This is a genomic window from Candidatus Oleimmundimicrobium sp. (assembly GCF_030651595.1).
In the GTDB taxonomy this organism is placed as follows: Bacteria; Actinomycetota; Aquicultoria; order UBA3085; family Oleimmundimicrobiaceae; genus JAUSCH01.
Genome location: NZ_JAUSCH010000006.1, coordinates 1 through 10,924 on the forward strand (window position 1 = coordinate 1; position 10,924 = coordinate 10,924).

General features: G+C 41.2%; 13 protein-coding genes. All 13 read left to right on the plus strand.

The features are described 5' to 3' along the window. Nucleotides 1–503 precede the first annotated feature (503 nt). Nucleotides 504–974, plus strand: coding sequence for a ribose 5-phosphate isomerase B (gene rpiB, locus Q7U95_RS00925; protein ID WP_308751402.1), 471 nt, complete (start codon nucleotides 504–506; stop codon nucleotides 972–974). Next, nucleotides 974–2,215: a serine hydroxymethyltransferase gene (gene glyA / locus Q7U95_RS00930; RefSeq protein WP_308751403.1), complete on the plus strand. Its 1,242-nt coding sequence runs from the start codon at nucleotides 974–976 to the stop codon at nucleotides 2,213–2,215. Before rpiB ends, glyA begins: the two co-directional genes overlap by 1 nt. 827 nt (nucleotides 2,216–3,042) lie before the next feature. Then, nucleotides 3,043–3,489, plus strand: coding sequence for a cytidine/deoxycytidylate deaminase family protein (locus Q7U95_RS00935; protein ID WP_308751404.1), 447 nt, complete (start codon nucleotides 3,043–3,045; stop codon nucleotides 3,487–3,489). 38 nt (nucleotides 3,490–3,527) lie between these two features. Next, nucleotides 3,528–3,809 (plus strand): AtpZ/AtpI family protein, encoded by a 282-nt coding sequence (locus Q7U95_RS00940; RefSeq protein WP_308751405.1) that lies wholly within the window; start codon nucleotides 3,528–3,530, stop codon nucleotides 3,807–3,809. A 23-nt stretch (nucleotides 3,810–3,832) separates the two neighbouring features. Next, complete coding sequence (locus Q7U95_RS00945; protein WP_308751406.1) at nucleotides 3,833–4,216, plus strand: hypothetical protein; 384 nt, start codon at nucleotides 3,833–3,835, stop codon at nucleotides 4,214–4,216. Nucleotides 4,217–4,221: 5 nt separating this feature from the next. After that, a complete protein-coding gene (locus Q7U95_RS00950) occupies nucleotides 4,222–4,959 on the plus strand; it encodes a F0F1 ATP synthase subunit A (protein WP_308751407.1) in 738 nt (245 codons plus the stop codon). A 648-nt stretch (nucleotides 4,960–5,607) separates the two neighbouring features. Next, complete coding sequence (gene atpE, locus Q7U95_RS00955; protein ID WP_308751408.1) at nucleotides 5,608–5,835, plus strand: ATP synthase F0 subunit C; 228 nt, start codon at nucleotides 5,608–5,610, stop codon at nucleotides 5,833–5,835. A 22-nt stretch (nucleotides 5,836–5,857) separates the two neighbouring features. Continuing rightward, complete coding sequence (gene atpF / locus Q7U95_RS00960; protein ID WP_308751409.1) at nucleotides 5,858–6,361, plus strand: F0F1 ATP synthase subunit B; 504 nt, start codon at nucleotides 5,858–5,860, stop codon at nucleotides 6,359–6,361. Further along, nucleotides 6,351–6,719 carry a F0F1 ATP synthase subunit delta gene (locus Q7U95_RS00965; protein ID WP_308751410.1) on the plus strand — a complete coding sequence of 123 codons (369 nt, stop codon included), beginning with the start codon at nucleotides 6,351–6,353 and terminating at the stop codon, nucleotides 6,717–6,719. The genes atpF and Q7U95_RS00965 overlap by 11 nt, the downstream gene beginning before the upstream one ends. Then, a complete protein-coding gene (gene atpA, locus Q7U95_RS00970; RefSeq protein WP_308751411.1) occupies nucleotides 6,703–8,202 on the plus strand; it encodes a F0F1 ATP synthase subunit alpha in 1,500 nt (499 codons plus the stop codon). Before Q7U95_RS00965 ends, atpA begins: the two co-directional genes overlap by 17 nt. A gap of 25 nt (nucleotides 8,203–8,227) precedes the next feature. Continuing rightward, the gene (atpG, locus tag Q7U95_RS00975; RefSeq protein WP_308751412.1) at nucleotides 8,228–9,103 is read left to right on the plus strand and encodes an ATP synthase F1 subunit gamma; all 876 of its coding nucleotides are present in this window, start codon (nucleotides 8,228–8,230) and stop codon (nucleotides 9,101–9,103) included. A gap of 16 nt (nucleotides 9,104–9,119) precedes the next feature. After that, nucleotides 9,120–10,538, plus strand: a complete 1,419-nt coding sequence (gene atpD / locus Q7U95_RS00980) for a F0F1 ATP synthase subunit beta (protein ID WP_308751413.1) — start codon at nucleotides 9,120–9,122, stop codon at nucleotides 10,536–10,538. Between the two features lie 15 nt (nucleotides 10,539–10,553). Further along, nucleotides 10,554–10,924 (plus strand): ATP synthase F1 subunit epsilon (atpC, locus tag Q7U95_RS00985; RefSeq protein WP_308751414.1); only part of this gene is annotated, 371 nt, incomplete at its 3' end.

A 10,924-nucleotide genomic window follows, 5' to 3' on the forward strand; every position in this document is an offset into this window, starting at 1 on the left:
GGGAAAGTTGAAAGTAAGCTGATGCCTGCCCGCCTTTGGAAGGGCAGATAGCTTATGCTTGCCCGCCTCTGGCGGGGTTGATGGAGGATGGAGTATAGAAGGATAACGAGTATGGAGTAAGAAAGTAGAAATTAATGGAGATTATGTGGAAATTTCGAATAAGTAACTGTTAATTTCTACAAATCTCAATAAGTTTCTATAAATTACTATTAGTCTCAACGAAGCAATCTTCATATATTACAATAAATCTCAATTAATTACAAAGTATCTGATGGCAGAGAGAGTATTGAGTATAGAGTATAGAGTATAGTAAAACCAGCAATCTGGCTAACAAACTCCCGACTCCCGACTAACAGACTCCCCACTACCTGCCTACCGGCAGGCAGGGAAAGTGGAAATTTTAAAGTTTTAAAAAAATTAATAAGAATATTGGACGAAGCGAATGCTTGGTGTTAATTTTATAAGCATATTAATGAAAATTTATATTAAGGCGGGGAGATAGTTTGAAGATTGCAATTGGCAGCGATCATGCCGGCTACGAGTTAAAAGAAAAAATAAAGGTATTTTTAAAAGAAAAGAATCTGGAGATTTTGGATGTTGGCACAAACAACTCGGAATCTGTTGATTATCCTGACTATGCGGAGAGAGCGGCCGAGGTGGTGGCGTCAGGTAAATTTGACAGAGGTATTATCATTTGCGGTTCAGGGATAGGAGTCGCGATGACGGCAAACAAAATTCCCGGGGTTAGAGCCGCCGTTTGTAACGATATTGAGTCCGCTCGTCTTAGCAGGCAGCATAATGACGCGAATGTTCTCACAATGGGAGGGCGGCGTGTGATTGATTTAAAAGAAGCTAAAAAAATTATAAACACGTGGCTTAAAACTGAATTTGAGGGTGGGCGGCATTTAATGAGACTTGCAAAGATTGCTAAGTTGGAGAGAAAATATTCTTCAAAAAAACCGGAGGTTGAATAGTGGAAAATTTATCTAAAATAGACCCTGAGATAACTAAGGCCATAGAGGATGAATTAAGGCGCCAGCAAGGAACTTTGGAGCTTATTGCTTCTGAAAATTTTGCAAGTTTAGCTGTAATGAGAGCCACTGGTTCTGTTTTTACAAATAAGTATGCGGAAGGTTACCCCGGTAAAAGATATTACGGTGGGTGTGGATTTATAGATGTTGTTGAAAAATTAGCCATAGAACGGGCTAAAATTATTTTCGGAGCGGACCATGCAAACGTTCAACCACATAGTGGTTCACAAGCAAACATGGCGGTGTATTTTTCTTGTTTAAAACCCGGCGATAAAGTTATGGGCTTGGAGCTTAGCCATGGTGGTCATTTAACTCACGGTAGTCCGGTTAACTTTTCGGGTCAGTTATACGATTTTGTTTTTTATGGTGTTAACAAAGATACTGAAATATTTGACTATGATGAAATTTTAAAAATTGCTAAAAAACACAGGCCAAAAATGATAGTTACCGGGGCAAGCGCTTATCCGAGAACCATTGATTTTGAGGCATTTCGCAAGATTGCTGATGAAGTAAACGCTTATTTGATGGCTGATATAGCTCACATCGCCGGCTTAGTTGCTGCCGGTGTTCATCCGAGTCCAATTCCTCACGCGCAATTTACAACTACTACTACTCATAAAACTCTCCGCGGACCCAGGGGTGGAATGGTTTTTTGTGAGGAGAGATTTGCTAAGTCGATAGACAAAACGGTCTTTCCCGGTATTCAAGGCGGTCCCTTAATGAATGAAATAACCGCAAAGGCCGTTTGCTTAAAAGAAGCTCTAACCGATGAATTTAAGGATTATCAAAAACAAATTATTAAAAACGCTAAAATTTTGTCACGTGTTTTTCAGGACAACGGATATCGTTTGGTCTCCCGGGGGACTGATAATCACCTCTTCTTAGTTGATTTAACCGATAAAGGGATTACAGGGAGAGAGGCGGAAGTTGTTCTTGAAAGTGTGGGAATTATTTTAAATAGGAGTACTATTCCTTTTGAGACAAAGAGTCCTTTTATTACAAGCGGAATTAGAGTAGGCACTCCCGCCGTTACAACTCGGGGGATGAAAGAAAAGGAAATGGAAAAAATCGGAGAGTTGATGATAAGAACTTTAGAAAACATGGATAACGAGAAGGTTCATACGGAAGTAAAAAATAAAGTTGAAAAACTCTGTGAGGAATTTCCGCTCTACCCGGAATTGTAGGCAGATGGCGAATAGATCATGGAATATGGAAAAAGAAGGGGTATAGGGGAAAGGTAGAGATTAAATGGAAACTTGTGGAGATTAAGTAGAGATTGAGAAAACGGCTATTAATCTCAATGAATTACAATAAATCTCAATTAATTTCAAAATATTTAATGGCAGATGGCGAATAGATCACGGAATATGGAGTATGGAGTATGGTAAAACCAGCAATTTGCCCAACAAACTCCCGACTCCCTGCTAAGAGACTCCCGACTAACAGGGTAACGGGTAAAGTAAGGATTAAAAGATTAAAGATCAATTCTTCTCCGTCATTGCGAGTGACCGAAGGGAGCGCGGCAATCTCATAAGCGACAGATGGCAGATAGCGAATGGCTAAAAACATAGAGCAGAGAATAAATTAAGGGTATAGGATAAAGGGTAAGTTGTACAGGTTAAGAGCTTATCGGACAGTTGATAGTTAAAAACAATTAGCGGTCACTCCCTCTCTGGTATGATGAGATTGGCAAAAAAACATCTACCAAAGGAGGAAAAATGACTGCTAAAGAAAAGATAGCAGATAGCAAATGGCTTATGGTTAGAGGTTGAACCCCTCTCTTCCCCCTCCCTTGACGGGAGGGGATTAAGGGGAGGGTGAAATGAACTCTCTGTCCTAGATGTGTTTTAGATAGAGGCTAAAGGCTGAACTTAAAGGCCGCCTTTTTACTTAATTGGTTTTTGACTGACGGCTGGAAGCTGAGAGCTGGTGGCTAGCTAAGGGCTGAACTTAAAGGTCGTTTTTACATTTTTCAATTTTATATTTTCATTTAAAAAATGAGGTAAACAAGATGAATCGTCCAACTTGGGATGAATATTTTATGAAGATAACTGAAGAAGTTTCGACGCGTTCAACATGTCTGCGTCGCCAAGTTGGCGCGGTTATCGTTAAAGATAAAAGAATTCTTGCTACCGGTTATAATGGCGCGCCGTCGGGATTAAAACACTGTCTTGAAGTTGGTTGCATTAGAGAACTTCAGAATATTCCCTCAGGAGAAAAACACGAGTTATGTCGGGGTCTTCATGCTGAGCAAAACGCTATCATCCAAGCTGCTCTTCATGGCATAAAAATTGGTGAAGCTTTGATATATACCACTCACCAGCCCTGTATTCTTTGTGCTAAAATGCTGATAAACGCGGGCATAAAAGAGATTATTTATCGGGACGCTTATCTGGATTCACTGGCCGAGAAAATGATTAAAGAGGCAGAAATTAAAATAAGGCAATTAAGAAAGTAAAAAATTTTTAAAAATCTCTTGTCATAAATATTTACTTTATGGCATTATTTAAAAGTTGTGATTTAATGTTAAGTGAAAAAGATAAAGATAATAAACCATGGCTAAGTGAAGTTAGAGGATATGGCAATATAGGGATAGATTTAGCTTGTTCTATTTTGGTAGGGTTTGGCATAGGTTATTTATTGGATAAGTGGTTGGGTACGACCCCTTTGTTTATGATTGTGGGAGTTTTATGGGGAGTTACAAGCGCTTTTTTATTGCTTTATAATAAAATTAAACTTGAAAAAGAAGAGAACGATAAGGATAAACGAAAGGGTTGATTTTGTTGACGAGCTCCGTGTCTTTGATTAGCAAGTCTATTTTAGCAAGTTTTTTGCTTTGCTTGTTAGTTACTGTGGGAGCTTATTACGAAAGAGGTATTTCGGGGGCTTGGGGCATAGTTACCGGGTTTGCAATGGCTACTGCTGACTTTGGAGTAGCTTCTTATTTGATTGCAAGATGTATGAAGAGTGAAAAAAATGCGCTGAGCGCGGTTGTTTTGCCCGGTTTTTTAATTCGTTTGCCTTTAGTTCTCGGTATAATTTACTACTTTATCAAGGTTCCCCGGGTGGATATTTATGCTCTTATCGGGAGCTTTATAGCTGTTTACAGTTGTCTTTTGTTTGTGGAATTAAAATTGATAAACGATTTAGCTAAATCATCTAAGTTAGAAATTGGAAAGGGGTAATTATATTGGATCCACTTCATCATTTTCATCTTCATCCCATAATTCATCTTCCTCACATCGGGCCCATCGACCCATCTATTAACATAGCGGTAATATCAATGTGGATAGCGACCGCGGCGGTGTTTGTCTTATTTTTTCTGGCATCCAGAAAAGTTAGCTTGGTTCCGAAAGGAATTCAAAACTTGGTGGAGGTGATTGTCCAGTTTGTTCGCGATGATATCGTCTTAACCATGATGGGCAAAGAAGGACTTCCTTACCTGCCATTTATTTTGACATTGTTCATGTTTATTTGGTTCTGCAATTTAGTCGGTTTAATACCCGGCTTATTTACTCCCACGAGCAACATATTTGTAACCGGGACCCTTGCAATTATGGTTTTCTTTGCGACTCACATAATCGGAATTGTTAAACATGGCCCTTTTAAATATTTTAAGGGTTGGGTTCCCCAAGGAGTGCCCAAAGCGTTAGCGCCGGCTCTTTTCATCATCGAGATTCCAAGCGCTTTTGCCAAACCCTTTTCTCTGGCAGTTCGTCTTTTTGCCAATATGCTTGCCGGGCACATTGCCCTTTTAATCTTTTTGAGTCTGATAATTCAGTTTAAAAGTTTAATCATTGCGCCGGCTCCTGTTTTGGGGGCTGTGATTATTTTAATTTTGGAGTTGTTATTTACGTTGTTACAGGCATATATCTTTGCCATGCTTTCAGCGCTTTATATTTCGGATGCCGTTCACGGCGGACACTAATTAGGAGGGTATGAAATAAGAGGAGCTACCAGTCTCCAGCTACCAGCTTTCAGGAAGACCAAGAAGCATAGAGCAGAGAGTGGAGAGCAAAATAAGGGTATATAGGGTGATGGGCAAGGGATAGAGATTAAATGGAAATTAGGCGGTAATTGGGGAGATTAGGCGATAATTAAGTTGTAATTAAGTGGTAATTACAATGAATTTCAATATCAGCACTCAGTAAAAATTAAGCAGAGAGATTAAGTAGAGATTGAGGAAACGGCTATCAATCTCAATAAATTACAATAAATCTCAATTAATTTCAAAGTACCTGATGGCAGATAGAGTATGGAGTATAGAGTATGGAGTATGGCAAAACCAGCAATCTGGCTAACAAACTACCGACTCCCCACTAAGAGACTCCCGACTGTTTTGTATAGGGTGACGGGTAAGGGGTAAAGTTAAAAACGAAAAAATTCCCATTCGTCATTGCGAGGAGCCGTAGGCGACGCGGCAATCTCAAGGGTAGAGACATAGGGACTTGGCCACATAGAGACATGGTTAAAAGCATAGAGCAGAGAGCCATGAGATTTTTTTCTAAACTCTAAGCTAATAAAATTTGACAACAATGAACAATAAAATAATTAACTAAGGAGAGGAGGAAGTATTTTGGACGCACAAGGTATTGCTTATGTATGTGGAGCTTTGGCCATGTCATTGGCTGCAATTAGTTGCGGTTTAGGAATTGCTTGGTTGGCAAGGGCTTCTGTTGAGGGTTCTGCTCGTCAGCCGGAAGCAGCAGGCGGTATCCGTACAACCATGATTATCGCGGCCGCGTTGGTTGAAGCTATTTCTTTGTACACGTTTGTTATTGCTATTTTATTGGTAACTAAATAAGTTTTAAGGAGGTGGATAATAGGTGGATGTATTATTCCATCCCGAGACGGGTTTGATTTTTTGGTCTTTGATTTCGTTTCTTTTGCTTTTTGTTTTGCTTAAAAAAATTGCTTACAAGCCAATTTTAGGAATGTTGGAAAAGCGGGAGAACAAAATCAAAGAATCTTTAGATGAAGCCGAAAAAACTCGTCTTGAGGCAGAAAAATTGTTTGCAGATTATCAAAAACAGATAGAAAATGCTCGCAAAGAAGCCCAGCAGGTAATAGAGCAGGGTAGAGTTGCTGCTGAGGGGATTAAAAAAGAAATAATTGAAAGTGCAAATAAGGAATCTAAAAGAATGATTGAATCAGCTCAGCATGAGATGACTTCAGAAAAAGAAAAAATTATAGTGGAGCTTCAGGATAAAATGGCGGGTTTAATCATCGATGCCTCTTCTAAGGTTGTTCAGAAGGCATTAAGCAAAAAGGATCATTTAAGTTTAATAAAGGAATACACAGCAAAGTTAGGTGATATTTGTGAAGGCTGATACAGTTGTTGGTGATACTTCAGGAAAGAGCATTGAGGAAATAGTTACCATTGCTTCGAAGCTGCAAGAGGAGCTTTCTCGGCTTACCAATCAACTTACGTTTATTGAGATGGTTGCTGAAGTGACAACTGTGGTGCCATTGACTCCAGATTTAACCGTTAGTTTACAGAAGAAACTTTCCCGTTTAACTGGCAAAAATGTCCTACTTAAGACGTTTATAGATGAGTCTATCCTTGGTGGAATGGTTATTCGCATGGGGGATAAGGTTTTAGACTTTAGTATTCGCAGCAGACTTGATAAGCTGAGGGAAAAATTTGTAAGCGATAAGGGGTTGGGTTCAGATGACGGGAATTCCTGAACTTTTAAAGGAAAAAATAGATGAACTGGATATGGGATTTGAGATTATTGAAGTTGGTGAGGTTCTTGAAGCCGGTGACGGAGTAGCTCTCGTTAGAGGGTTACCTGGAGCAATGGCGGGCGAAATGCTGGAGTTCCCCGATGGTGTTTACGGAGTGGTTTTAAATTTAGAGGAAGATAGAATAGGCGCCGTGCTTATGGGTGAAGCCACCGGAATCAAAGAGGGGGATGTTGTAAAGCGAACAGGGAAAATACTCCAGGTTCCCGTGGGCGAAGCCATGGTGGGAAGGGTAGTAAACGCTTTAGGGCAGCCCATTGACGGAAAGGGTCCCATAAAAGCGGACAGCTTTAGGCCTATTGAATGGAAAGCGCCCGGTGTTGTGGAAAGACAGCCCGTAAAAGAGCCACTTCAGACAGGGATAAAAGCCATTGATTCCATGATTCCAATTGGCCGAGGCCAAAGGGAGCTTATCATTGGTGATAGGCAAACCGGCAAGACAGCCATTGCGACCGATACCATCATTAATCAGCAAGGAGAAGGTGTTATCTGTGTTTATGTGGCCATAGGCCAGAAAGCTTCCACTGTTGTCCAAGTTGTAAAAGATCTTGAGGATCGGGGAGCTATGGATTACACGGTTGTTGTAAGCGCCCCTGCCGATGAGCCGGCACCACTTCAATATATTGCTCCTTATGCCGGCTGTGCCATAGCTGAATATTTTATGTATAAAGGCGGACACGCGCTTTGTGTATATGATGATCTTTCAAAACACGCTCAGGCTTATAGGCAAGTTTCATTGGTTTTGCGCCGTCCTCCCGGCCGAGAAGCTTATCCGGGAGATATCTTTTATCTTCACTCTCGTTTGCTCGAGAGAGCGGTAAAGCTGAGCGATAAAAATGGCGGCGGCTCATTAACTGCTCTGCCTATTGTCGAAACTCAAGCAGGTGATGTTTCTGCATATATTCCAACGAACGTAATTTCAATTACGGACGGTCAGATTTTTTTGGAGAGCGACCTCTTTTTTGCCGGAGTGAGACCCGCTATCAACGTGGGTATCTCTGTTTCCAGGGTTGGAGGTAACGCGCAGATTAAGGCAATGAAGCAAGTAGCGGGCAGTTTGAGATTGGATTTGGCTCAATTCAGGGAGCTTGAAGCATTTGCCCAATTTGGTTCAGAACTGGATGAGACGACCAAGGCACAGCTTGCGCGTGGCGAGAGAATGGTGGAAATTTTAAAACAAGGCCGCTATGTTCCGGTGCCGGTTGAGAAACAAATCATTATCATTTACGCTGGCGTTAAAGGTTATCTTGATGATATTTCCGTGAATAGAGTTTGTCAGTTTGAGGCAGATATTTTGCAGTTCATAGAGGGGAATTACCCTGAAATAAGTCATAAGATTCGTGAAGAAAAGGTACTTTCTGAAGGAACCGAAACAGCTTTAAAGAAAGCTATTGAGGAATTTAAAATAACTTTCATGGAACAATAAATTTTATTTAAGGGATGTATGAATTTTGGCTAGAACCCGTGAGATAAAAAGACGAATAAAGAGTATTGAAAACACCAGGCAGATAACAAGAACCATGGAGATGGTTGCGGGGGCAAAGATTAGGAGATCCCAGGAGGGAATCGAAAACTCTCGCCCCTATGCTACAAAGATGATGGAAGTTCTTGCCAACCTATCTTCATATGTTAAAGCCGGGAAACATCCGCTTTTGGAAGTTCATGAAAAACAGGAGCGGGTCTATATTTTGTCGATAACCTCAAACAGGGGACTGTGCGGAGCTTTTAACACAAATATCATTCGCAAAACCGAAAGTATTTTAGAAAGAGAAAAACAAGCAGAATGCGAGGTAGTTCTATCGGTTGCCGGACAAAAGGGCATCAATTATTTTAAATACCGTGGTTATGAATTGTTGTCAGAATATACTGAGATTGGCGATTCACCTAAATTTGAAGATGCCCGCGAAATTGCCGCTAAAATTATGGAGATGTATATAAATCACGAGGTTGACAAGGTTTTGATTATCTTTAATCACTTTAAATCCGTAATGGACCAAAGACCGATTGAATACAATATTTTACCCATCGAAAAAGATATGGTGGAAGACGAAAAAGAGCGTGTAATTCGCGATGATTATATATTTGAGCCGTCTCCTGAAAAAGTGCTCTACGAGCTTTTGCCAACTTATGTGGAGACATTGGTTTATCGAACATTGATGGAATCTGTGGCGAGTGAGCACGGCGCGCGTCGGACGGCCATGAAAGCCGCGAGCGATAATGCTGTGGAGATGATTGGCCGGCTTACAATGACTTTTAACAGGGCCAGGCAAGCTCAAATTACGCAAGAAATTTCCGAAATTGTTGGTGGAGCAGAAGCACTAAAATAAAGAGGTGAGTTAATTAATGAATATTGGAAGAATAACCAAGGTCATTGGACCGGTAGTTGATGTTGAGTTTGCTTCCGGAAATTTACCGGAAATTTATACTGCTCTAAAGATTGAAAAAGAAGGAGCAGAGGGCAAGACCGAACTGATAGTAGAGGTTCAGAAGCACATCGGAAAAAATCAAATAAGGGCCGTTGCAATGGATTCAACAGACGGACTTGCCAGAGGGACGAAGGTTATCGATACGGGCGAGCCGATAATGGTTCCTGTTGGAGAAAAAACACTGGGTAGGATATTTAATGTTTTAGGGGAGGTCATTGACCATGGTGAACCCATTGTTACCAGAGAAAAATATCCAATTCATCGGAAGGCGCCCGAATTTGAAGAACTGAAACCAACAACCGAGATTTTTGAAACTGGCATTAAGGTTATAGACCTTTTAGCACCGTATGTTAAAGGTGGAAAAACCGGACTCTTTGGAGGTGCCGGTGTCGGAAAGACCGTTCTCATCATGGAACTCATTCATAATATCGCCACCGAACACGGCGGATATTCTGTATTTAGCGGTGTTGGCGAAAGGACCAGAGAAGGTAACGATTTATGGTTGGAGATGAAGGAGTCCGGTGTTATTAACAAGACGGCTCTCGTTTACGGCCAGATGAACGAGCCCCCGGGGGCGAGATTAAGGGTTGGTTTAACCGGACTTACGATGGCTGAGTATTTTCGCGATCAAGGACAAGATGTCCTTTACTTTGTTGACAATATATTTAGATTTGTTCAGGCCGGTTCTGAAGTATCTGCTCTCTTGGGCAGGATGCCTTCGGCCGTTGGTTACCAGCCAACCTTGGGAACTGAAATGGGTGAATTGCAGGAGAGAATTACTTCCACCAAGAAAGGTTCTATTACCTCGGTTCAGGCAATTTATGTGCCTGCCGATGATTTAACAGACCCGGCGCCCGCGACAACGTTTACTCATCTTGATGCCACTACCGTTTTGTCGAGACAGATTGCTGAGCTTGGAATATATCCTGCTGTTGATCCTCTCGATTCGACATCGAGGATTCTTGATGCCACCTTTATCGGTGACGAGCACTATTCGGTTGCCCGCAAAGTTCAGGAGGTTTTACAGCGCTACAAGGAGCTGCAGGACGTTATCGCAATTTTGGGTATGGATGAGCTTTCGGAAAATGATAAGGTTATTGTTCAGAGAGCCAGAAAGATACAGAAGTTTCTTTCACAGCCATTTTTTGTGGCGGAACAATTTACCGGGAATCCGGGTATCTATGTATCATTGAAAGATACCATTAAAGGGTTTAAAGAAATCGCGGAAGGCATACACGATGAACTTCCCGAACAGGCCTTTTATATGGTCGGCACAATTGAAGACGCGGTTGAAAAAGGCAAAAAATTGCTTGAAACGGTTGAGGTAGAAGCATAAAGGAGCAAGTTGTTTATGGCTGACAAGTTTGTAATGTGTGAAGTCGTTACGCCTGAGCGCATATTATACAGCGGAAATGTAAAAATGGTGGTTGCCCACGGGATAGAAGGGGAGATTGGTGTTTTACCTCTTCATGCTCCTCTTGTGGCTGTTCTCGGTGTGGGAGAGTTAAGATTGAAGCTTGATGAGAATAAATATGAATATGTTGCCGTGCACAAAGGATATATTCAGGTTTTGGAAGATAAAGTTATTATCCTTGCCAATTTCGCGGAGTTTGCTTCTGAAATTGATATCAAAAGGGCAAAAGAAGCAAAAGAGAAGGCTATTAAGGAAATTGCCGAAGCCCAAAAAGAAGGCGAGGATTACTACAAAGCTCAAATTGATTT

Bases quoted from the DNA above. Each gene is read 5' to 3' on its own strand.
- atpD (WP_308751413.1), top strand. From the start codon at position 9,120: ATGAATATTGGAAGAATAACCAAGGTCATTGGACCGGTAGTTGATGTT.
- atpA (WP_308751411.1), top strand. From the start codon at position 6,703: ATGACGGGAATTCCTGAACTTTTAAAGGAAAAAATAGATGAACTGGAT.
- Q7U95_RS00940 (WP_308751405.1), top strand. From the start codon at position 3,528: ATGGCATTATTTAAAAGTTGTGATTTAATGTTAAGTGAAAAAGATAAA.
- Q7U95_RS00935 (WP_308751404.1), top strand. From the start codon at position 3,043: ATGAATCGTCCAACTTGGGATGAATATTTTATGAAGATAACTGAAGAA.